Raw genomic sequence first — 22,851 nt, 5'->3', positions numbered from 1 at the left:
CTGGTCCCTACGGCTGCTCCGCCGGGGTGGCTTTTCAAGCAGCCTCTTAATCGTGGCGCAGGTGGTTCGACAGGGCATTGCCCGCCGCCTGGATAATGGCCACGAACACGATCAGCACCACCACCACAAGCGACATGACCTGTGTATTGAAGCGCTGGTAGCCGTAGCGGATAGCCAGGTCACCCAGACCACCTGCGCCCACGGCGCCAGCCATGGCCGAGGCCCCGGTCAGGGTGATGAGGGTGACCGTGAGGCCTGCCACAAGGCCGGGCAGAGCTTCGGGTATGAGCACATGGCGCACGATCATCCACCGCGTGCCGCCCATGGCATGCACGGCGTCCACCAGATTGGGGTCCACCGCGCGCAGCGAGACCTCGGCAATGCGGGCAAAATAGGGAATGGCCGCCAGCGAGAGCGGCACGATCGCCGCCGCCGTGCCCAGTGAGGTGCCCACGATCATCCGCGTTACGGGAATGAGGATGACCAGCAGGATGATGAACGGGATGGCACGCAGAATGTCCACCACCAGCCCCAGCAGGCGGGCGGCGGGCGGGCAGGGCATCAGGCCACCGCGCCGCATCGCCACCATGAGCAGGGCCAGCGGCAGGCCGCCGAGCACCGCAATCAGCCCCGAGCAGGCGACCATGATGGTCGTCTCCCACGTTGCGCGTGCGATCAGGTCAATGATCAGCCGGGACATGGCCAAGAACCTTCAGTGAGGGGTCGAACTGCGTCAGGAAATCATGGATCTCGGCGCAATAGCCGGTTATCGAGATGATCTGGTCGGCAAAGGGCTGGCCCGCAATCTCGGTGGTGCCCCCTTGCAGCACGGTGGCCTCCACGCCGTATTGCTGTCCAAGCAGCGACAGCAGGGGCTGCCATGCCGCTTCGCCCGCCAGCCTGAGGCGAACGATCGCCCACCCGTCAGGCCCAGGCTCGGCCACCAGCCGCGCACGCAGGGCAGGGGGCACCTGTGGCTGCGTTTCCGACAGCAGGGCCTGGGTCACGGTCGATTGCGTGGCTGCCCCCATGATGGCCAGCGTGGGCGCGTTTTCAACAATGCGGCCCTGGTCCAGCACCACAAGATGGGTGGCAATGCGGCGGATCACATCCATCTCATGCGTGATGAGGATGATGGTCAGCCCCAGTTCACGGTTGATTTCCGCCAGCAGGTCGAGGATAGCGGTAGTGGTTTCAGGGTCGAGGGCGGAGGTGGCTTCATCGCACAGCAGCAGGGCGGGGTCATTGGCCAGCGCGCGTGCAATGCCCACGCGCTGCTTCTGCCCGCCAGAAAGCTGGGCAGGCCATTTATCGCCATGCGCCGACAGCCCCACCAGTTCCAGCAGGGCTGCAATACGCTCCGCGCGCTGTGCGCGCGGCACGCCCGCGATTTCAAGCGCCAGGCTGATATTGCCCGCCACCGTGCGCGAACTGAGCAGATTGAAATGCTGGAACACGAAGCCGATGCGCCGCCGCAACGGCACAAGCTGCGCCTGTGGCAGGGTGGTGATGTCCTGGCCTTCGATCAGGATCTGCCCTGCATCAGGCCGGTCGAGCGCGCCAAGGCAGCGCAGCAGCGAGCTCTTGCCCGCGCCCGAGCGCCCGATCACGCCCAGAATCTCGCCCCGCGCGACCGAGAAGGAAACATCATCAAGCGCCACATGCCCGCCAAAGCGGCGGCTCACATGGCGCACGTCAACAACATTCACGTCCATGCCGGTTCAACCGCACCGTGGAAAATGGAGGCAATCGCCTCACGCGTGGCGGGCTGGTGCACGGCGCGGACCAGTGCCTCGACCCACGGGGCATGCGCGTCAGCGGCGTTGACGGCCACGAAGTTGACGTAGGGGTTGTTTTGCAGCGATTCCACCCCGATCCGCTGCTTTTGTATGTCCACGCCCGCCTTGAGCGCCCAGTTGGTATTGATTACGGCGGCAGCCACGTCAGGCAGCGTGCGGCCGACAATGCCCGCATCAAGTTCGCGAAAAGAGAAGTGATGGGGGTTGTCGGTCACGTCGAGCGGGGTGGGCAGCAGCCCGGCTGCGGAATCAAGTTTGATCAGCCCCAGCGCCTCAAGCAGGCGCAGGGCGCGGCCTTCATTGCTCGGGTCGTTCGGCACGGCGATGACTGCTTTGTCCGGCAGATCGGCCAGGGCTTTCCACCGTGCTGAATACAGCCCGATGGGGGAGAAATAAGTGGTGCATACGCTCACGATGTCATAACCACGGGCTGCTTTCTGCGCCTCGAGGAACGGAGCATGCTGGAAGGCGTTGGCATCAATCTCATGCTCGGCCAGCGCCTCGTTGGGCGTGTTGTAATCGGAGAATGTCACGATGCCGAGATTGAGGCCTTCCTTCGCGGCATTGGCCGTAATCACGCGCCACAGATCCTCGTCCTCGCCCGCCATGATACCAACGCGGATCAGCTTGCCATCTGCCGCCTTTGCCCGTGTTGCCATGGGCAGGCAGGCGAGGCCGCCAGTCAGGCTTAGCAGGGTGCGGCGGGTGAGGGGGGCAATCTGTTTCATGGCATTCCTGATCGGTACATCGTGGGAAGAGCAACGATGCAGCACCACTATGGCGTGACGGTCTTTTTGACAACGCCCCTGATGGCCCGCATGGCGTGCAGGAGAGGCAGGGCATAAAGAGACAAGAGGCAGCGTGCGTCAATATTAAATACGATATATAATGTTTATTAACGCCATGCAGAAGGAGCGGACAGGCCTGGCACCCTGCACGGGCCATGGCCTTTGTGTGCACGGATTAAGGGATTTTTTTTCGGGCTGTTTTCGCATCATACAATCGGGTTTGTGCAATAGGGCGAAGGCTTTTTTACAGATTAACAGAGGTTTTTCAATGGGATGATTTTGTGTCAGCCTTTTGCTGCCACATTGCTTCATATGGTCGCGCACTGGAGTGGATCATAAAATACGATATTGACCGGAATATTTTAAAATAATACGATATTTTTTAGTATTTAACCTGATGCCGCGGCCTCCCGGCATGCCATGTGGTGCATGAACATGATGTTCCCCCTCCGATCAGCAACACAACTGGGGTATCGCTACATGCGCGGAGGCGCCCTGTGCGTGTCCATGCTGGCAGCGCATGCGGCCCAGGCTGCGCCTGATCCGGTCGTACCGGCAGACAGTACCGCGCCGGGGCAGCCGGAACGCATGGTGGTGCACATGACCCAGCGCCCGCCGATCCTCACGTTTCCACATGCCAACCCGGTGGGCCAGCCCATCCGCATTGGCGGGCAGGAAAACCGCCGCAGCGGCCATCAGTATGACTGGGGCGTGTTCAACCGTGGCAATGGCGAGGCCGCAGGCTTCGGGCCGGTGGGGCGGTATGGCGTAACCCCCTGGGCCGAGGACTGGAGCAACCTGCGCGACCCCAAAAAGCATGACGACCTGTTCGATGCGCTGAAATACATTCCACTCACCCGCAGCGGCAATGTGTGGATCAGCTTCTCGGGCGAGACGCGGCTGCGCAACTGGTTTGAAACGCGTCCTGGCCTGGGCACGCAGAAACCCAATGATTCCGGCCGTTTTGGCGTGCGCAACCTGTATGGCGCGGACCTGCATATTGGCGAGCACCTGCGTTTTTTTGGTCAGTTGGTCAATGCCGATGCGGGCGGATGGGGCGGTTATGGCTATGGCTCGACCTATCGCAAGCGGCTTGATGCCCAGCAGGCTTTTGTTGAGGTGCGGTGGAACATGCTGGGGGCCAAAAGCGGCTTCATGTTCGGCCGTCAGCAGTTTCTCGATGCGCCATCGTACATGCTTTATGCACGCGAGACGCCTAACGTGCCGCTGTCATGGGATGGGTTCCGCGCCTATATGGTATGGCAGCGCATCCGCATCGATGCATGGGATTTTGTGCAGACCGACGATAGTGACCGGCGCATGTTCCATGATGTGGAGAACTATGCCAGCCGCCTGTACGGCTTTAACGCCACATGGGCGCCGCCGGATTTCACCTTCATGGGGCAGAAGGGGTATTCCTTCGTCGATGCGTTCTATATTGGCTACAAGCTCAATGGTTCAGCAGGAGCCATCGTGGGGCCGAAGGGGGCGGTCAACGGATCGGATACCCGCAACAATTTCGGTATGCGCTGGCATGGTATTGCAGGCCCGATCGAATTCTCGGTGGGTGGCATATGGCAGGGCGGCGTGTTCCGTAACGCCAGCAACAACGCCCCGCGCGGGGTCAGCGCCTATGCCATCAACAGCACGGTGGGCTATCGGCTGCCCGAGCAGTCGCTGCATACCTTTGCCGGGATCCAGACGGATGTATATTCCGGCGGCAATGCGTCGAAAAATCAGGGCACGGTGGGCACCTATCTCTCGCCCTTCAATCCACAGACCAACTACCTCGATACCACAACCTACATGACAGGTTCGAACCTGATCAGCTTTGCGCCACTGGTGCGCATAACGCCGTTCAAGTCCGTCAGCATCCAGTTCAAATACCCGCTGTTCTGGCGCGACAGCGTAAATGACCCGGTTTACAAATCATCGGGCTACTACAAATTCGCGGGCAATTTCCGGGGGCGGTTCGTGGGCATGGCACCGCAGGTGTCGGTAGCGTGGCAGATCAATACCCATCTGTCATGGACGCAGTATGTCTCGCGGTTCATGACATCACGCGCGCTTAATGAGGCGGGTGGATCGAGCGGTACCTATTACCAGTCGAATTTCGTCTTCCGCTTCTGAATACGGGCAGCCGCGCCGGGCCGCCCGTGCCCTCAGGGCTTATTCAGCCGATTTGCGGCCAAAGATGAAGCTGGCGAGCGAGGCGGCAAGCAGGAACATCATCCCGTAAACCTTGCATGAGGTCGGGATCTTGTTCTCATGCAGCGTAACCTCGCCCTTCAGGCTGGCAAGATGTTCGGCAATCTGCTTGTGCAGATCGGCCTTGTGCTGGTGCAGCGTGCCCTCAAGGTGCTTGGCAATTTCCTGCACATCTTCGGGGCTGAGTTTGCGGAGGGTTTCAGCAGCGCTCATGGTCTGTTCCAGTCCTGTTTTTTATTAAGAACATCGCTCCGATCCTCTTCGTCGGGCGTAACAGTTTACATGTCGGTCCGGGCATTAGGGTTTTCAAGGGCGGCCCACGGCAGGGCGGGGCGGTGGGGCACGGAATTATGAGCACGCGGTTTTTGCCCGCACGCTATGCTCGTAGCCCTGATGCATGAAAAAAGGGAGCAGGACAGAGTGCTGCTTGATGTGATTGAACGCGGCCCGGAGGACGGCAATAACACCCTGCCGCCGGTCGTCTTTCTGCATGGGTTGTTTGGGCGGGCGCGCAATTTCGGGTTTTTTCAGCGCCGCCTTGCTACAACCCGTCGTATCCTTGCCCTTGACCTGCGCAATCACGGCAGCAGCCCGCATGGCCCGATGGATTACCCCACCATGGCCGCCGACGTGCATGAAACGCTGGCCGCGCATGACGCGCTGCCCGCAACGGTGATCGGGCATTCCATGGGGGGCAAGGTGGCGATGATGCTGGCCTTGCAGGCGCCCGCCTGCGTGCATGCCCTGCTTGTGGCCGATATTGCGCCAGCGCCGGGCGGCCATGCGCATTCCGGTGCAATTGCCCAGGCGCTGGCCGGACTGCATTTTCCGCCCACGCTTACCTTAAGTGAGGCCGATGCCTGGCTTGCCCCCGCCATTGCCGAAAAGCCCGTGCGCGACATGATGAAGCAGAACATCGTGCTCGGCACCAGCCCGCACTGGCAGATCGGGCTGAAGCAGATCGTGGCGGGCATGACACAGGTGGTGGGCTGGCCCGCCCTGCCACCGGGCACGCAGTATGGTGGCCCGGTGCTGTTTGTGGCGGGGGGTGCTTCACCCTATGTCCAGCCCCGTGATTACCCGCTCATGCGCCAGCTTTTTCCCCATTACCGGCTGGTGCGGCTGAAGGGGGCCGGGCACTGGCTGCATGCCGAGCAGCCATGGGAATTCCTGCGTGTGGTCGAGGAATTCCTGAGCGTGACAGGGTAAGGCCAGCCTTACTGCGGCACCGGCGCGCATTGGGGCGTAACCGGCTGGCCCGCCATGACAGCCTGCGTAAAGGCAGCGGAATCCGGCAGCGAGGCGTTCACGGTCTGTGAATGATCCAGCCCCTTGTACAGATGTGCCTGAACCGTGCTGCCTGCGGCACAGGCCGCCCTGACCAGTGAAAGCTGCAGCATGGGCGGCACGTCATGGTCATCGGTGCCCGTGCCCACGAACAGCGGCTGGGCCAGCTTCAGGGTAGGGTACGCCATGGCCGCAAAGGCCGGGGCCAGCGCCTTGGGGAAGCCCGGTTGCAGGGCGTTGGGCACGGTCAGTCCTTCGTCCCTGATCTTCTGCTCCATATCGCCCACGCAGGTGGTTGATGCGGCATGATAGGCAGCCATGGCGCGGGGGGTGAAGGCCTCTTCAGGGTGGAAGGCAGGGTCACGCGCGGCCAGCGAGGCACCGAGATAGAGCATGTAGACAACAAGCGGGTCATACTTCACGGGCCCTGCCGCCTGGGCGGCAGCGGTCAGTTGCGCGCCGAGTTCGGGCGTGAAGTAGGGCACGCCAGTTGCCACCGTGCCACGGATATTTACATCCGGCGCATAGGTGGCAGCAAAGGCCGCCGCAGCAAAGGCTGCCCCGCCACCCTGCGATTGGCCCACGATCATGACCGTGTTGCTCAGCCCCGGCACGGCGCTGACAGCGGCGCGCACGCCATCGAGCACGTTATAGGCCTCGACGCGCGTATTGAGGTAAGGATGCACCCCCGGCGTGCCCAGCCCCTGATAATCGGTGGCAACGATGGCAAAGCCCCGCTTCATCCACGCGGCCAGGTATGTGCTGTTGCGCGCACTATAGGGATGGAGCGAGGGCGTGCAGGCCTGCCCGATGCCCACGGTGCCATGTGCCCAGGCCACGATGGGCCATCCGCCCGCTGGCGGCCTGCCCGGCGGCAGGATGACTTCCGCCGTAACGGGCACCGTGCCCTTTCCGGTTACGCCATCGGTTGAAAGATAGGTCAGGCGCACGGCGCGGCCCGCATCGGGCAGGCTCAGGGCCGGGGCCAGCAGGGTCGTGCCCACAGGCGTGCCGGGGCGGGCAGGGGTTTCAGCCGCGCGGGCATGCAGGGCAGGGGCGGCCAGACACACGCTGGCTACGAGCGTGCCAAGGATTCGGGCAGGCAGGGTCATGTCGAGATCAGTCCTTCATGGGGCTGCGGGGCTGTTGCGGTATTTGCCCTGTCAGGTTCATATTCCCAGCCCATCACGGCGCTGTAAAGCGGCGGGCGGCAATAAAGGCTGGCCTGTCCGGTGCGGGGCATGCCTGCCCCTGCGGTAAAAGCATGCGGTTGCCCGGCAAAATGCCGGTAAAAACCCAGATCTGGGGCGGGGAAAGGATGGCGCCCAGCCGGAGGAGAAGAAAACAGTGCGGTTCAATCAGAATAAATTCCATCCCGATGGCAGGCCCCGATACTTTCCCGGCAATACGGTTATCTGCCACCTGCCCCATGACGGCGCGTTTTTCCACGCCATGCTTGATCTGCACAGCCAGATGAGCCAGTTCGATTTTGCCGCCAAAATCGCGCTCCTGCCGCCTTCCAGCTATCACATGACGGTTTTTGACGGGCTGAACAATACCCGCCGGGGCAAACGCACATGGCCGCGCGACCTGGCCTGCGATACCCCCATGCCGCAATGCGACGCGTGGGTGGGAGAAAGGCTCCGAACCTTTACCGGCAGGCTGCCCCATCCCCTGCGCATGCGCCCCGCGCGCCCCGATCCGCTGCGCGACAGGCAGGGCTGCCGCATACGGCTTGAGGCATTGGACCGGGAGGGCGCCACTGCGCTGCGCCGCTTCCGCCACGGTCTTGCCGCCCATCTGGGCATGCATGATTCCTGGCTGGACCGGTATGTTTTTCACACCACCATCGGCTACAGGATCCAGGGTTTTAGTGCGCGTGAAGCCCGTGACTATGCGGATGTGATGGTGCAGTTTCAGGGGCGGATGGCCGCGCGCCTGCCCGAAATCGATCTTGGGCCGCCGGAATTCTGCCTGTTTGATGACATGCATGCCTATCATCGCCAGTTCCTTGTGGCGTAACCGGAAACCGTTTTGCCCTTCCTCGCATCTTGAATATGCGTAATACCCTGCGGCATGATGGGAATGCCCACAAGGAGATTGCATGAAGCCCGACGCCCCTGACGATCAGCCAAAGCCCGGCCTGCGCGAACGCAAGCAGGCGCGTGCGCGCAATACGCTGATTGCCGAGGCAATGCGGCTGTTCTCCGCCAAGGGATATGACGAGACAACGGTGGACGAGATTGCCGATGCGGCTGAAGTCTCGCGCCGCACCCTGTTCCGCATGTTCGAGACCAAGGGCGACATCGTGCTGGCCTGGACGCGTGGCATGACCCAGACCCTGACCGAGGCACTCGCGGCCTGCCCGGCCGACATGCACCCCGCCGATGCGATGATGCACGCCTTCACCTCGCTCGTGCCGCGTATCGCGGCCAACCGGCAGGACACCTATGCCTTCGTGTTCCTGATTGAAAAAACCCCCTCGCTCCAGACCGTGAGCCTGCAGAAATACGGCAAGTGGGAAGACTGCCTGGCCGATGGGCTGGCCAAACGCATTACCGAGCGCAAGAACCGCAAGACCGCTGCCCGCCTCATGGCACGCTGCGGCATTGCCATTTTTCGCACGGCACTTGATGAGTGGATCCGGCTCAAGGGCCGACCGGCGCTGGTGCCACTGCTACAGAACACCTACGCGCTGCAATCCTCGTTATGGGTCGCACCCGCTCCGGCTGAACCATAAAAAAGGGCGGGGCCTGATGGCGCCCGCCCTGCTGGTTCAGTAATCATCAAGAACGTTTTCGGTAAAGCTGTTTTCAAAACAGCTTCGGGGAATGCCACCTTTTTGAAAAAAGACGGTATTCCCTGAAACCTGTATGATTCAGTCAAGCCGCACGGAGGGGCGCACGAACACGTCCAGCCAGTCTGCCAGGCACGACATGGTGCCGCGGAACACGCCGTAGAGTTCAAACTGATGCTGGCGATACAGCATGAGATGCACCATGCGCGCGGTAATGCCACGCAGCCAGCCACCGCCAAACACGCGCCCACCGGGGAAGGTGCCCCAGCCGTTATAATCGCCGAGCGCAACAACCGCGCCCTTGTTGTGGAAGGCAAACGGCGGCAGCGCCTTGCCGCCAATCCAGGCAGGCATGTAACGCGCAAGGTGGTGTGCCTGCTGGCGGGCGGCCTGGGCTGTGGGGGCCACGGGCTTTTCGGCAATGAAGGCGCAGTCACCCATGGCGAAGATGCTGTCATCTTCCACCAGCTGAAGCGTAGGCCGCACTTCAAGCTGGCCCGAGCGCGACAGCTTGAGTTCACCAAACTTGCGCGTCACGTCCGGGGCCTTCACGCCCGCGGCCCAGACGCGCAGGGTGGCGGGAATGCGGGTGCCATCCTTGAGCATGAAGCCCTTTTCATCAGCACCACTGACCATGGCCGAGGTCTGGACCTTGACGCCAATCGCCTCAAGCTCCTTCTGGGCCGCAGCCGATACCGCCTCGGGGAAGGCGGGCAGGATGCGGGGGCCTGCCTCAAGCAGGGTAATGTTCAGCTTGGGCGGCTTCTTGCCAAAGCTGTAGAGCGAGGCGAGGTCAAGCGCCTTGTGCAGTTCGGCGGCAAGCTGCGTGCCGGTGGCGCCACCGCCTACAATGGCAATGTCAAGCTGCTCGTTGTTGCCGAACGCCTTGAGCAGTTCCATGCGGAAGCGGTCGTTAAAGCCGTTGGCATCGACCAGGTTGTCAATGAACAGGCAGTGCTCGGCAACGCCGGGGGTGCCGAAATCATTGGCGCGGCTGCCGATCGACAGCACCAGCGCGTCATATTCCAGCTTGCGTTCATCAAGGATCACCTCGCCCGTGGGCTCGACAACCGGGGCAAGCGTAATGGTCTTGGCCTTGCGGTCCATGCCCGCGATCTCACCGGGCCAGAATTCAAAATGATGGCGGCTTGCCTGCGACAGGAAGCTGATGCGGTCATTCTCGTTGGCGGCGGTGCCAGCGGCAAAGCAGTGCAGCATGGGCTTCCACACATGCGCGAAGCTTTTATCGACCAGCGTAATTTCCGCGCGGCCCGATTTGCCGATACTGTCACCCAGCCGGGTTGCCAGCGCCAGACCGGCCACGCCACCGCCTACGATTACGACCCGAAACTTTTGTGCCATCCTATGCCTCTTTTTTACTTCTGCCGCACAGTGTCCCGGTCCCGTGGGAAAAACCCTGTCGCATATCCTGAAATATCGAAAACTGTCCTGCCGCGGGCCCGACGCGAATGGCCCGGACAATGGAACACGGCGGCCGGCCCGGTAAACCAGCCCGACCGCCGCGCCCTGCCCTGGGGGCCAGGGGGTTTTTCACCCCCTCAGCGGATCAAAAGAAGCCGCGCTTCTTTTCGCTGTAGCTGACCAGCATGTTCTTGGTCTGCTGGTAGTGCTCGAGCACCATCTTGTGGGTCTCGCGCCCGATGCCGGACTTCTTGTAGCCACCAAAGGCGGCATGCGCCGGGTAGACGTGGTAGCAGTTGACCCACACGCGACCGGCTTCAAGGCCGCGGCCCATGCGGTAGCATGTGTTGGCATCGCGGCTCCACACACCCGAGCCGAGGCCGAAGGGGGTGTCGTTGGCGATGGCCAGCGCTTCTTCTTCCGTCTTGAAAGTGGTCACGGCCAGAACGGGGCCAAAGATCTCTTCCTGGAAGATGCGCATCTTGTTGTTGCCCTTGAACACGGTCGGCTGCACGTAGCACCCGTTGTTCAGGTCGCCACCAAGGTCGGGGCGGCCGCCACCGGTCAGCAGCTGGGCGCCTTCACCCTTGCCGATGTCGATGTAGGACAGGATCTTTTCCTGATGGCCGTGCGAGTTCTGCGCGCCCATCATGGTGTTGGGATCAAGCGGGTTGCCCTGGCGGATCGCCTTGATGCGGGGCAGGGCAAGTTCCATGAACTTCTCATAGATCGATTCATGCACCAGCGCGCGGCTGGGGCAGGAGCAGATCTGGCCCTGGTTGAGGGCAAACATGGTGAAGCCTTCGATCGCCTTGTCGAGGTAATCGTCGTCCTTGTCCATGATGTCGGCGAAGAAGATGTTCGGCGACTTGCCGCCCAGCTCCAGCGTTGCCGGGATCAGGTGCTCGGCAGCAGCGTGCGCGATCATCTTGCCGGTGGGGGTGGAACCGGTGAAGGCGATCTTGGCAATGCGGTCGCTGTTGGAAAGCGCCGCGCCTACATCCTTGCCCAGGCCGTTGACAATGTTCAGCGTGCCGGGCGGGAACAGGTCACCGATCAGTTCCATCAGCACCAGCATGGAAGCAGGCGTGCTCTCGGCAGGCTTCATGACCACGCAGTTACCGGCAACCAGCGCAGGTGCCAGCTTCCACGAACCCATGAGCAGCGGGAAGTTCCACGGAATGATCTGCGCCACGACGCCAAGCGGCTCATGGAAGTGGTAGGCGATGGTGGTCGCGTCGATCTCGCTCAGCGTACCTTCCTGGGCGCGGATGCAGCCAGCGAAGTAGCGGAAATGGTCGATTGCCAGCGGGATGTCGGCGGTCAGGGTTTCACGGATGGGCTTGCCGTTGTCCCATGTCTCGGCCCGGGCGAGCAGGTCGAGGTTCTTCTCCATGACATCGGCTGCCTTGAGCAGGATCAGCGCGCGGTCGGCAGGCGCCATCTCGCCCCAGGCTTTTTTTGCCTTGTGGGCTGCATCGAGTGCCAGCTCCACGTCGGCTGCGGTGGAAGCGGGGACTTCGCACAGCACGCGGCCATCAACGGGGGAGGTGTTGGTCAGGTAATGACCATCGACGGGGGCAACCCATTTGCCACCAATATAGTTACCATAACGGGACTTGAACGGCGGGGCCGCCGTGATGCTGTCTGCTGACACGGTGATTTTCCTTCAGGGTAATGGTGTATTCATCAAGCCGGGGCGCAAAAGTGCATTACGCGCAATGCAGGAAGCCCGGCGCGAAGAAAATACAGTAAAAATTTTTCGTTTTTGTTTGTTTTTACTTATTATGATGTTCCAGAATGCCGGATATTCGGAAATTCATTCTCATGATCGTGTAAAGCATAAGTCTATGCCTTTCCTGCAAACCGGACAGTTCTGGATATGCCCCGGTGGAAAGCCGGAGAATCATCTGTATTCATTGATATATAGACGCACCCCCTCACGCAAGGGAGAGAACGGTAACGTAACCGTGATATGTGCATCAAGTGCCATTAGAACCGGAGTGTAAACTTATATAAATCAATATGTTAAACAATTATCAAAAAGGAAATATTTTATGTTTTCATGCGCTCTTCCCTGCATCGGAACAGCGAGATGCGATATGATCCATACCAGAACAGCCACGACGGGCGTGGCTGTTCTGGCAGAGGTGGGCGTGAAGGAAATAGCGTGGACAGACAGTTCTGTTTACTTGTCCGCCATTGTGGAGGGCGCGACATTGATCAGAGCATTGAGGGCGAATTCACCCCCCACGTCTGACAGGTGCTGGGAGTCGACATAGAGCGAGGCGGCCTCACGGCTGAACCGGCACCCCTGGGGCGTGCAGAAGCGCTCATATAAAGAAGCATAGGTTATGCCGCCAATCGTGGTGGCGGCCGTATGCACGGCATCTTCAATGGAACGGGAAGGCGTTACGACCCAGGACAGGGGCGCGATCCCCCCGGCAAGCGCGAGACCGGGGTCAAGCTGGTGTTCAAGCCATGAGCGCACGGGCATGAACGCCGTAACTGCCTCACGCGCGGGGTCGAGGCGGAAATGGGGTGCATCGCCCAGCACGATCACTTTCTTGCCTGCGTGAGTCAGGATGGTTTCGGTGCGGATCAGGGCGGCACGCATGCGGGCGATACCAGCCAACACGCCATCATCTACCGGATGTTGCGGGTCAACATAGGCGTCACCTGCCGCCTCGGCCTCGTAGGGGGCGGACCAGTAGCTGGTCAGGACCACCAGCTGCACTTCAGGGTTGCTGGCCACCATTGTTATGGCGCGCTCGTTATAGAGCGCGCAGGTGGCAACATGGCCCGGATGCTGCGGCATGAGGCGCGTGGCCCCCATCAGCGGCGGGCAGGAGGATTTGGTGAATTGCGTAAAATCATACCCGCCTTCGCGCGCGGCGCGGGCAAGGGCGGGGGCAAGGGCGGCTGCGTGGCTATCGCCCAGCAGGGCTATCTGCAGGCGTCCGGTATCGTGCATGCAGGCGAGGCTGGTATTGGGCCGGGCATCGCCATAATTGGCCAGGCATGACCCGCCCCGTCCTGCCGCCAGGCTAGCTTCTGTCACCATAAGGGCGGGGTTGAAGCGGGCGGGAAAGCCGTGGCTGATGTAAATGGCTGACAGGCCAACTCCGCACAATGCGGTAGCGCTGCCATAGCGCAGCAGGACCGTGCGGCTGGGCAGGCGGGCATGGCGGAAGGGCTGTTCGATATAGCGCCATGACAGCACGGCCAGCCCGAGTGATACGAATGCCACGACCACAAGCTGCGCGGGCCCGGCGGGCTGCGCCATGCACAGCCATGTCAACGCCATGAGCGGCCAGTGCCACAGATACCATGAATAGGAAATGAGCCCCACCGCTACGAATGGGCGCGCGGACAGGACGAAGCGGTTGAAAACACTGCCTTCCGCCAGTATGAGCGCCAGCGCGCCCCCCACCGGCAGCAGTGCAGCGAGACCGGGGAAGGGCGTATGTTCGTTAAAGAGACAGACGGACAGCACGACAAGCCCGATACCCGCAAAGCCCAGTATGTTGGCAGGCAGGGCGGGCAGGGGTTTTGTTGCCCGCGAACGGGCGATGGCCAGGAAGGTTCCGGCCCCGAGTTCCCATGCCCGCGTGGGCAGAAGATAGAAGACCGCCGTGGGCCAGCGGCCCATGCCGATGACGGCCAGGGCGAGGGAGCCAAGGCAGAGCGCGCCAATAACCCCAAGCACGAAAGGGCGCTGCATGCGGCGCAGCGCAAGTAACAGAAAGGGAAAAAGCAGGTAGAACTGCTCTTCCACACCGAGTGACCATGTCATGAGAAACGGATCAAGATGGGCATCGGGCGAGAAATAGTTCACCTGCCGCCAGAACAGGATGTTGGACCATCCGCTCAGGGCCGCCATCGCCCCGATTGCAATCTGCCTGTAGTCCTGCGGGCTTGCCAGCACGATGCCAAGGATCGTGACAAAGGCGATCACGGCCATGAGTGCTGGCAGGATGCGGGCGGCGCGCCGGGCATAGAAGGCATCGAAGCGAAAGCGCCCCGACCCCACATCGCGGTACACGATGCCACCTATGAGAAAGCCGGAAATGACGAAAAAGATGTCCACACCGGTAAAGCCCGATTTCAGCGGGTAAAGGCCAGCATGGAACAGGACCACGGCGGTCACGGCAATGGCGCGCAGGCCATCAATATCGCGGCGGTATCGGCGGGAAGGATCAGGGGCCATGGGCTGGCTCTTTTCGTGCAGATGTGAACAGTGCGCAGGCACGGTTCAGAGGGAAGGGAATAGCTGCACGCAAACGCCAGAATTATTGGCGGGTTTTGGCCTGCACGTTCATCACGTGAAGTTCATTTAATGATTTTTGTTGATGTATGAAGGAAGATTTGGAATTCTTGCAAAGATGCTTGGGATCCGTATGGGGGCATGAAGATATGAGGAATGCCCATGATGCTGTCATCTGACATGCCGCGCACATGGCAGTCCGCCTGTTCGGGCTGCCATGGATGCGAGAACGATATCTGCATTTTCACAACGTATTCAGAACCGTGCGTTTACGATCTGCAGATCAGTGGGGATGCTGTGCAGTAGGTAGCTTGCTGTAATCATATATTTTTGCATCGGAATGAAGTATATGGTCTGTACTTTGGACGGACTTTATGGCGGCAGGGTCAATGTCATAGCCCAGCATGTTCAGCAACAGGTATTTGTTCATGATGGATGTATAATATCCGTCCTGGTTGCGCATGTGCTCGGCCATGTCGCAGTAAGTGCCCCTACCGTTGCTGTCATGAATGATCATGGGGACGATGTACTGGTCATAACCACCATATTGTAATGCGTGACCTACGCCCACGACTTCTCCATGATCTGAAGTATAGAGCAGCGTGTAATCACCAAGGTCTGCTGCTGCCATGGCCATGATGCGCTGCAGGAGGCTGTCCGTATGGTGAATGCTCTGGTCATATGCATCAGCATTGGGGAGGGCTTCGACATCGCTGCGGATAATCTTGTCCTCATATCGCCCATGGCTTCCCATGATATGGATGACATAGAGTTTGTATTCTGCCGGGTCCTGCAACTTGTCTGCCAGCGCCGGGATGAGGGATTCATCGGTCCAGTTCACGCCACTGGTCTGGTTATTATAGTCTGATCGGGTCGTATAATCGCTATATTCCGACAGGTAACCAAAGGGGCGGGCATAAACACCCGTACCTTCCTGTGACGAGATCCAGAAGGTCTTGTAGCCATTATCGTGCGCCATTTCGATTATGTTTTTTTCATCGACCAGCGCTCCACGGTTTTCGGGTGTCTGGAATGAAAAGGTCATGGGAACCGAATTGCGGGTCATGTTGGCGTTGGAATGGACATTCGACAGGGTGCAGAGCTGCTTTGTCGTGGTCATGTTCTGCAGGTTGGGTGTGGTGTCCTGTTCCTTGTAGCCATATACGCTGTAATGCGTTGCAAGTGAGGACTCGCCCATGACAAAGATAATGTTATGCACCCTGCCTGCATGCCTGCCAATTACCTGAGGGTCAGTCATTGTGTGAGGTATGACCCTGTATCGCCTGTCTGCTATGCCAGTCTGTTCACTAATGATTACACCAATATAGGCAATATCTCCCATCACGCCTGGTGCATTGTTCCGTAAGATTGATGCCATCCATTCACGATATCCACGATCACTCCATGTTGTGGTCATGAAGGGTTTTATATTGGAATAGACTTTCCATATGTCATGAAATCCAGACAGGAGGAGTGGTATAAGCGCAATCATGATCATGCGTCCGTTCCACCGGCCCAGTCGCCATGACAGGGTAGCCACCCCGCAAAATAGTAGAAAGGCTACGATATAGGCAGGCCAATGCACCATGCCCAGCATGGAAGCGGCTTCGTGCGGGTTTGTGCCAATAATGGCATCAAGTGTGCTATCGACGACCAGCTTGCAGGTATACGTGACATAGCCATCAATGAGTAGAATTACCAAAAATATTGTATTGAGTAATAAACTGCCAACCCGCCCGCAGCTGAAGAACAGAACAGGCAATGAAATCATCAATATTGTAAAGTTGCGAGGATGACGCCCATACGTATGCTGTGCAATATACAGTTCTATCACAAAGTAAATAATACTAATAATAGAAATAAGCACTATTCTTTTATTATTGTAAATTTTTCAGCCCATTCACAATTTTGTGTCAAAACGTTTCCATATGTTATGAAATGTATCATGTCAACGTGAAAAAAATAATAATTATCGATATTTTTATTCATTTTATTTATTAATTAAATGTTTTGAACCGTATTTCCCATAAGGAAAAATATTGTTCGTACTGCAGGCATCATCTTCTGCCAGGCCGGACAATGAAGATCCCTGAGCGGGGATGCCATTGCCTTATCCGCACAGGTCTGCTCAGGATTGTTTTTGGCAGCTCCCCAGTCAGGCATGACGGAGGTGCACGTAGGATAAGGCCGTTTCATTCCATGTTTTCGACCATTATTGCCGCGATGCTGCCCCTTATTGTGGTATTTGTGCTGGGGTATCGCGCCGGGTGGCACCATGATTTTGATGGTAATCATGTCGCCGTTCTCAACCGGCTGGTCATGCTTTATGCGTTTCCGCTCAACCTGTTCGTGGGTATCGCCCACATGCCGCGCACCATCCTTGCAGGCCAGATGCCTCTGGCGGCCTCGGTTTTCGGGCTCATGTGCGCCAGTTTTGCCGTGGCGTACGGGGTGTCGCGGTATGTGGCGCGTCGTGGCGGGGCGGCGGCGGCGCTGCAGGGGCTGGCCATTGGCGCGCCCTCGGTGCCCTTTATCGGTTCCGCCATGCTGCCGGTCCTGATCGGGCATGACAGCACGGCGGTTGCCATATCGGCCGCGGTCTTCGCCATGGTGCTGGTCCAGACGCCGGTATGCATGATGATGCTGGGCCATGATGCAACGGTTGCGGATGGCGCACCGATCCGTTTCACGGGGCAGGTGGGTGCCGCGCTGAAAGAGCCGATCGTGTGGGCGCCGCTTCTGGCTACGGCTCTGGTGGTGCTGAACGTACATCTGCCCCCGTCGCTGCTCGGCGCCATGGGCCTGCTGGGCAATACCGCTACGGGTGTTGCGCTGTTTGCGTCGGGCGTGGTGCTGTTTTTGCAGCGCGTGCATATTACGCTGCCGGTGGTGATGACGGTGCTCGCGCGCAACATTGTCGTGCCCGCCGGGGCGTGGCTGGTGCTGACGGTGCTGGGCCTGCCGCATGATGTCATCCGCGCCACCGTGCTGACGCTATCCATCCCCGTGGGCACGGTCGTGGTCATTCTCGCGGTCCGTTTCAGGACCGATGAGCAGGAGGCGGCCTCAACCCTGTTTCTCAGCGCGGTGACCTCCGTGCTGACCATGGTGCTGTTTATCCTGCTCACCACGCAACATTGATCCGCCCGTATGAGGCGGGCCGCCTTCAGCCCGGATCAGGCGTATAGGCCTCGGCCCGCCGCCGGGCGGCGCGGCGTGCCTTCAGCACCAGTTCTTCATAAAGGACATGCTGGCGGATCCAGTTGATCATGCCCGATAGCGTGACCACGACAATGCCCGCGAAGGTCCATCCATCAAGCGGCTGATGAAACAGGAAGTAGCTGAATGCCACCGCCCACAGCATCTGGCTGTACTGGGGCAGGGCCACGCGGTTTGCAGGCGCGCGCGCAGTAGCCATCATCATGAACAACTGGCCAAGGGCTGCCAGAAAGCCGTAGCCGAACAGAAACATCCATGTTTTCAGCCCGTGCGGCCAGTGCGCATGGGCCAGCATCAGCGCGCCATCGCCCACCAGCGGGCCGAACAGGCTGGAGCCGAACAGCGAGAGCCGGGGCGTGTCATTGCCCGCCAGCCGGTAGGCGATCACCCCCACGGCGTTGGCAATGGCGGCCACCAGCGCGCACAGATGCCCAAGATGCAGCGCCCGCACGCCCGGCCGCAGCACGATCAGCACGCCCAGAAAACCCAGTATGACCGAAAGCCACGCCCAGCCCGATACTTTCTCATGCAGCAGCGTCACGGACAGGATGGTGACAAAAAGTGGCATGAGGAACATGAGCGAGAGCGCCTCAGGCATGGGCAGCAGCATGAAGGCCTCAACGCTGGCGGCCGTCGCGGCAAAGGTAGCGACCGCGCGCACTATCCACATCAGCGGATGGGTGGGGGCAAAGATGTCCTTGTAGGATTCGTTTTTGTTGCGGATGAACGGAATGATGAGAAAGCCGAACACACCACCGGAGAAGGCAACTTCGAACGGGTCAAGCTGGCCTGCGAGCAGCTTGGAATAGGCATCACTGATCGAGAACGAGGAAAATGCGGCAAAGGCCAGCATCATGCCCGAGGTAAGAAAGGCCATGTTCATCTGTTTCCCCCCGTTTTTGCGGCGTGCATTTGGGCATCATAGGGGGGCAGGCGCAAGAGCTGGTTGCCTGCAGATGCCTGAAAAAACAGGCATGATGGGCATGCTGGCCCACCAGCCGCCCCATCTGGCCGTGTGCTGCGATATGCTGTTACACTAAGGCGACCTGTTTGATTTTCTACCTGGACATTCTGCATGACTGACACGCCCGTCTCGCCCGCAGCCCGGCTTCAGGCCGCCCTGACCACCATCCGCGCAGGCGGGCTTGCGGCACAGGTCAGCACGTCGCCCTCCGTGCTTGAGGCCCACAGCCATGGCGAGGCCATGGAGGCTGCCTGCTTGCCCGGCGCCGTGGTCTTCGCGCGCAAGACGGAAGATGTGGCTACCGTGCTGCGTGCCTGCCATGCCAATGCGGTGCCACTGGTGGCCTTTGGGGCCGGCACGTCAGTTGAAGGGCACGTCACACCTGCCGAACACGCCATCAGCCTCGATCTTTCCGAGATGACCGCCATCGTCGAGATGAACGCCGAGGATCTGGACTGCCGCGTGCAGGCCGGGCTGACGCGGCAGGCGCTCAATGCCCGGATCCGCGATACGGGGCTGTTCTTTCCGGTTGATCCGGGTGGCGAGGCCACGCTGGGCGGCATGTGCGCCACGCGGGCCTCGGGCACGGCCGCCGTGCGCTATGGCACCATGAAGGAGAACGTGCTCGGCCTGACCGTGGTGCTGGCCACGGGCGAGGTGATCCGCACCGGCGGGCGAGTGCGCAAGTCGTCCACCGGTTATGACCTGACATCGCTGTTCATCGGCTCGGAAGGCACGCTGGGCATCATTACCGAGGTGCAGTTGCGCCTGCATGGCCGGCCCGAAACCCTTTCCGCTGCCGTGTGCCAGTTTGCCGACCTCAATGACGCGGTGCAGACCGCCATCGAGATCATCCAGTGCGGCATTCCCATCAGCCGGGTGGAACTGCTTGATGACGTGCAGATGGCGGCCTCGATCCGTTACTCGAAGCTTGATGGCTATCAGGATCTCACCACGCTGTTTTTTGAGTTCGGGGGGGCTCCCGCAAGCGTGCAGGAGCAGGTGGCGGCAACCGAGGCCATTGCCCTGTCCAATAACGGGCTGGCCTTTGCCTGGGCTGACACGGCGGAGGAGCGCACGCGGTTGTGGAAGGCCCGGCACGATGCCTTCTGGGCCGCCAAGGCCATCGAGCCCACCGCCCGCGTCATTTCAACCGACTGCATCGTGCCCATCTCGAAGCTTGGCGACCTGATTGCAGGGGTGCGGGAAGAGATCGCCGCCTCCGGCCTGCGGGTGCCGCTGCTGGGGCATGTGGGCGATGGCAATTTCCACTCCCTCATCATCACCGAAGATACGCCCGAGGGCCATGCCCGCGCGCTCGACCTTGACCGCAGGATCGTGCACCGGGCGCTGGCGCTCGGTGGCTCATGCAGCGGCGAGCACGGCGTGGGCATGGGCAAGCTGGAATTTCTCGAGACCGAGCATGGTGCTGGCACGCTCGCGGTCATGCGCGCGCTCAAGCACACCATGGACCCGCTCAACATTCTCAACCCCGGCAAGCTGCTGCCGCCGGGGCCGGTTTATCAGGGATAGGGGCCGGGCAGCATGTCTGCCCGTATCTCGCATTTCTGGGCTGAACGTGTATTTTCGATGGTATTGAAAACAGGATTCTCATGACCAAAGCACCCGAACGCCAGTCCGATACCTCGGTCGAGCGCCTGATCCTGGACCGCTGGTCGCCCCGCGCCTTTACGCCCGCCCCGATCGCCGAGGCGGAACTGCTGGCCTTTCTCGATGCCGGGCGCTGGGCGCCATCAGCCTATAATTCGCAGCCCTGGCGCTTCATTTATGCCCGGCGCGATACGCCGGAATGGGAGCGGTTCCTGTCATGGCTGATCCCGTTCAACCATGGCTGGGCGCAGCATGCATCCGCCCTGGTCTATATCGCATCCCACACCGTTATGGGGGGTGGGCAGGCCGAGCCTGTGCCCGCCCCGACCCATGCATTTGATGCGGGCGCCGCTTCGGTGCTGATCCAGCTTCAGGCCAGCAAGGCGGGCTGGGCCACGCATCCCGTCAGCGGATTTGACCACGAAGTCGCCCGCTCCGGCCTTGAGCTGCCCGATGACTATGCCCTGAACGCCGCTCTCGTGATCGGGCGGCAGGGCGATGCACAGGCCCTGCCTGAATCGTTGCGCGGGCGTGAGGCGCCCTCGGGCCGTAAACCATTGGGTGAAATTGCTTTTGCCGGTCGCTTTCCCGTAACAGGGGCAGATGGCTGACGGGCTGCCTGCACTACATCGCGCAAATCATAGCGATGTTTTTTTTGGGCAGGCTTTAAGGCGCACGCCCGACGGCGCGGGTTATTTTGAAACAATCATGCACCTTGCCGGTCATATGGGTGCGGGTCGCGTTCAGGAGGCCGGTTGCTGGCGCGAGGGCGGCAGGTCGCGCTTGGCCAGCATGCTGCACAGGCGGCGGACGACATCATCCCACTGCCCGGTGCGGATCTGGCGGATGATGCGCAGGGTGGGGTACCACGGGCTGTCGGTGCGACCCGAAAGCCAGCGCCAGCAATTGTCAAACCGGTCCAGCAATATGACCGGGCAGCCCAGCGCACCGGCAAGGTGGGCGACCGACGTATCGACCGACACCACCACGTCGAGCCCTGCGATGAGGGCTGCCGTATCATCCATGTCCCGTACGGTTTCCATGGGGTCATGCAGGCGCATGCCGGCGGGCATGTCCATCATCTGCGTGGCGTAGGTGCCCATCTGCAGGCTGACCAGCGAGATGCCGGGCACGCCCGCCAGTGGCGCCAGGCTGCGCAGCGGGATGGAGCGCCTGCGATCCATGGCGTGGGCTGCGGGCACGTCGGGCCTGCTGGCCCCGCCCCATACCAGCCCCACCCGCAAGGTGGGGCGTGCGGGCAGGAAGGGCGCCCAGGCCTGCACGCGCCCCGCATCGGCACGCAGGTAGGGCACCGCAACACCTGCATGGCCCGCGATGCGGTGCAGCACATGCGGCAGGCTGAGGAAAGGGCAGTGCCAGTCATAAAATGGCACGGACTGGCGGTCATTGAACACGCGGCGCACGCCATCCATGCGGCGGATCAGGCCGTGCAGCGTGTCGGGGGCCTGCACGCTCACCCGTGCGCCCAGGGCCGCCAGCACCGGCACGAAGCGCAGCATCATCAGCATGTCGCCCAAGCCCCCTTCGCGCGTGATGAGGATGGTCTTGCCCCGCAGGTCGGCATCCGGCTCCAGCACGGGCAGGGTCTGTGCTGCAGGCAGGCGCGCGCGACCGGGAAGTTTGCGCCGCCATTCATATTCGGCCCAGCCTCTGGTCATCTGCCCGCTCTTGAGCAGGGTCAGGGCATGGTTCAGGCGCAGATTGGCGTCATCGGGGCGGAGAGCGAGGGCGCGGGCGTGAACCCTGAGCGACTCATCGGTATGGTTCCAGCCCGCCAGCAGGTGGGCGAGGTTGGCATGCGTCATGGCGCTGCGGGGGTGATGCTCCAGAATGTAAAGCAGCAGGTCGCGCCCGGAGGCGTATTCGCCCTGTTCCATCAGGCAGACGGCCATGAGGTTGCCGGTGGTAAGCTGGGCGGGTGACAGGCTCAGCCCATCGGTCAGCACGGCCTGTGCTTCCGCCGTGCGGCCGCGTTGCAGCAGCAGTTCGCCCAGCATGTCGTGCGTGCGGATATCCTGCCCCGCGCGCTGGCGCACGGCGCGCAGCACGGCTTCGGCCTCATCCACGCGCTCATGGGGCAGCAGCAGGTCGAGCATGTCGCGTGCCGGGTGGCGGGCGCCGGGATTGGCCACGGCCTGCCGGCACAGCAGGCGGGCCGCCTCCTGCACCCGGTTGCACCCTGCATGGGCATGGGCCAGCAGCAGCTCGACATTGGGGGAGGGGGTGCAGCTTTCCAGCACGGCACGGGCCCGGGCGAACTGGCCCTGGCGCAGCAGGCCGAGCGCATCGGCAAGCATGGCGTTGGTTGCGGTGACCATGCGGGGGGCTTTCTTGTTCATGCCGCGCCATGGCCACGCCATGCGACAGGGCAGGCGCGGGCCCTGAGCTGGCCCGCCTGTGCGGCACGGAGAAAGGAGAAAGGCATGGGGCGGATTTCTTTGAAGTCAGGGATGCAGGGCGCATAGTCT

General features: G+C 61.0%; 20 protein-coding genes. 8 read left to right on the top strand and 12 right to left on the bottom strand.

Features of this window, described 5'->3' with window-relative positions; translation table 11 throughout:
- Window positions 1-46: 46 nt before the first annotated feature.
- From FMA36_RS15075 to FMA36_RS15065, 3 genes are read right to left on the bottom strand one after another with little or no spacing between them, the layout of a single operon-like run.
- A complete protein-coding gene (locus FMA36_RS15075; protein WP_159263117.1) occupies window positions 47-700 on the bottom strand; it encodes a methionine ABC transporter permease in 654 nt (217 codons plus the stop codon).
- Window positions 681-1,715 carry a methionine ABC transporter ATP-binding protein gene (locus tag FMA36_RS15070; RefSeq protein ID WP_159263116.1) on the bottom strand — a complete coding sequence of 345 codons (1,035 nt, stop codon included), beginning with the start codon at window positions 1,713-1,715 and terminating at the stop codon, window positions 681-683. The genes FMA36_RS15075 and FMA36_RS15070 overlap by 20 nt, the downstream gene beginning before the upstream one ends.
- Window positions 1,706-2,527, bottom strand: coding sequence for a MetQ/NlpA family ABC transporter substrate-binding protein (locus FMA36_RS15065; protein ID WP_159263115.1), 822 nt, complete (start codon window positions 2,525-2,527; stop codon window positions 1,706-1,708). Before FMA36_RS15065 ends, FMA36_RS15070 begins: the two co-directional genes overlap by 10 nt.
- Before the next feature lie 498 nt (window positions 2,528-3,025).
- Between FMA36_RS15065 and FMA36_RS15060 the strand changes: the two genes are divergently transcribed.
- Window positions 3,026-4,717, top strand: coding sequence for an alginate export family protein (locus FMA36_RS15060; protein WP_159264028.1), 1,692 nt, complete (start codon window positions 3,026-3,028; stop codon window positions 4,715-4,717).
- 39 nt (window positions 4,718-4,756) lie between these two features.
- On the opposite strand, the gene FMA36_RS15055 is transcribed toward FMA36_RS15060, so the two are convergent.
- Window positions 4,757-5,008, bottom strand: a complete 252-nt coding sequence (locus FMA36_RS15055) for a hypothetical protein (RefSeq protein ID WP_130732888.1) — start codon at window positions 5,006-5,008, stop codon at window positions 4,757-4,759.
- 207 nt (window positions 5,009-5,215) lie between these two features.
- On the opposite strand from FMA36_RS15055, the gene FMA36_RS15050 reads away from it, so the two are divergent.
- Entirely contained in the window at window positions 5,216-6,004 is a 789-nt protein-coding gene (locus FMA36_RS15050; protein ID WP_159264027.1) for an alpha/beta fold hydrolase, read from the top strand.
- Between the two features lie 8 nt (window positions 6,005-6,012).
- On the opposite strand, the gene FMA36_RS15045 is transcribed toward FMA36_RS15050, so the two are convergent.
- The gene (locus tag FMA36_RS15045; RefSeq protein ID WP_159263114.1) at window positions 6,013-7,194 is read right to left on the bottom strand and encodes a lipase family protein; all 1,182 of its coding nucleotides are present in this window, start codon (window positions 7,192-7,194) and stop codon (window positions 6,013-6,015) included.
- Complete coding sequence (locus tag FMA36_RS19785; RefSeq protein ID WP_276612587.1) at window positions 7,191-7,325, bottom strand: hypothetical protein; 135 nt, start codon at window positions 7,323-7,325, stop codon at window positions 7,191-7,193. Before FMA36_RS19785 ends, FMA36_RS15045 begins: the two co-directional genes overlap by 4 nt.
- Window positions 7,326-7,429: 104 nt before the next feature.
- Between FMA36_RS19785 and FMA36_RS15040 the strand changes: the two genes are divergently transcribed.
- Window positions 7,430-8,104, top strand: a complete 675-nt coding sequence (locus FMA36_RS15040; RefSeq protein ID WP_159263113.1) for a DUF1868 domain-containing protein — start codon at window positions 7,430-7,432, stop codon at window positions 8,102-8,104.
- Between the two features lie 82 nt (window positions 8,105-8,186).
- Window positions 8,187-8,822 (top strand): TetR/AcrR family transcriptional regulator, encoded by a 636-nt coding sequence (locus FMA36_RS15035; RefSeq protein ID WP_159263112.1) that lies wholly within the window; start codon window positions 8,187-8,189, stop codon window positions 8,820-8,822.
- Between the two features lie 138 nt (window positions 8,823-8,960).
- Here FMA36_RS15035 and FMA36_RS15030 read toward each other — a convergent pair whose 3' ends face one another.
- Together FMA36_RS15030 and FMA36_RS15025 are read right to left on the bottom strand one after the other, a co-directional pair.
- On the bottom strand, window positions 8,961-10,241 hold the full coding sequence (locus FMA36_RS15030; protein ID WP_159263111.1) for an NAD(P)/FAD-dependent oxidoreductase: 1,281 nt from the start codon (window positions 10,239-10,241) through the stop codon (window positions 8,961-8,963).
- Between the two features lie 205 nt (window positions 10,242-10,446).
- Complete coding sequence (locus tag FMA36_RS15025) at window positions 10,447-11,958, bottom strand: aldehyde dehydrogenase family protein (protein ID WP_159263110.1); 1,512 nt, start codon at window positions 11,956-11,958, stop codon at window positions 10,447-10,449.
- Between FMA36_RS15025 and FMA36_RS15020 the strand changes: the two genes are divergently transcribed.
- Window positions 11,942-12,310, top strand: a complete 369-nt coding sequence (locus tag FMA36_RS15020) for a hypothetical protein (protein WP_159263109.1) — start codon at window positions 11,942-11,944, stop codon at window positions 12,308-12,310. The two genes, FMA36_RS15025 and FMA36_RS15020, sit on opposite strands and share 17 nt — an antisense overlap.
- A 179-nt stretch (window positions 12,311-12,489) precedes the next feature.
- Here the strand turns inward: FMA36_RS15020 and FMA36_RS15015 are convergent, their stop codons facing one another.
- The gene (locus tag FMA36_RS15015) at window positions 12,490-14,511 is read right to left on the bottom strand and encodes an acyltransferase family protein (protein ID WP_159263108.1); all 2,022 of its coding nucleotides are present in this window, start codon (window positions 14,509-14,511) and stop codon (window positions 12,490-12,492) included.
- 340 nt (window positions 14,512-14,851) lie between these two features.
- Window positions 14,852-16,435, bottom strand: a complete 1,584-nt coding sequence (locus tag FMA36_RS15010; RefSeq protein ID WP_159263107.1) for a phosphoethanolamine transferase — start codon at window positions 16,433-16,435, stop codon at window positions 14,852-14,854.
- Between the two features lie 332 nt (window positions 16,436-16,767).
- Between FMA36_RS15010 and FMA36_RS15005 the strand changes: the two genes are divergently transcribed.
- A complete protein-coding gene (locus FMA36_RS15005) occupies window positions 16,768-17,709 on the top strand; it encodes an AEC family transporter (protein WP_159263106.1) in 942 nt (313 codons plus the stop codon).
- A gap of 25 nt (window positions 17,710-17,734) precedes the next feature.
- On the opposite strand, the gene FMA36_RS15000 is transcribed toward FMA36_RS15005, so the two are convergent.
- On the bottom strand, window positions 17,735-18,670 hold the full coding sequence (locus FMA36_RS15000) for a DMT family transporter (RefSeq protein ID WP_159263105.1): 936 nt from the start codon (window positions 18,668-18,670) through the stop codon (window positions 17,735-17,737).
- A gap of 192 nt (window positions 18,671-18,862) precedes the next feature.
- Here FMA36_RS15000 and FMA36_RS14995 point away from each other — a divergent pair, with 192 nt between their 5' ends.
- Window positions 18,863-20,284 carry an FAD-binding oxidoreductase gene (locus tag FMA36_RS14995; protein WP_159263104.1) on the top strand — a complete coding sequence of 474 codons (1,422 nt, stop codon included), beginning with the start codon at window positions 18,863-18,865 and terminating at the stop codon, window positions 20,282-20,284.
- An 80-nt stretch (window positions 20,285-20,364) separates the two neighbouring features.
- On the top strand, window positions 20,365-20,973 hold the full coding sequence (locus FMA36_RS14990; protein WP_159263103.1) for a nitroreductase family protein: 609 nt from the start codon (window positions 20,365-20,367) through the stop codon (window positions 20,971-20,973).
- 132 nt (window positions 20,974-21,105) lie between these two features.
- Here the strand turns inward: FMA36_RS14990 and FMA36_RS14985 are convergent, their stop codons facing one another.
- Window positions 21,106-22,722, bottom strand: a complete 1,617-nt coding sequence (locus FMA36_RS14985) for a glycosyltransferase family 9 protein (RefSeq protein WP_240906393.1) — start codon at window positions 22,720-22,722, stop codon at window positions 21,106-21,108.
- Window positions 22,723-22,851 lie beyond the last annotated feature (129 nt).

It is taken from the genome of Komagataeibacter xylinus (genome assembly GCF_009834365.1).
GTDB lineage: Bacteria > Pseudomonadota > Alphaproteobacteria > Acetobacterales > Acetobacteraceae > Komagataeibacter > Komagataeibacter xylinus_D.
This window is presented reverse-complemented; position numbering and strand designations above follow the sequence as displayed.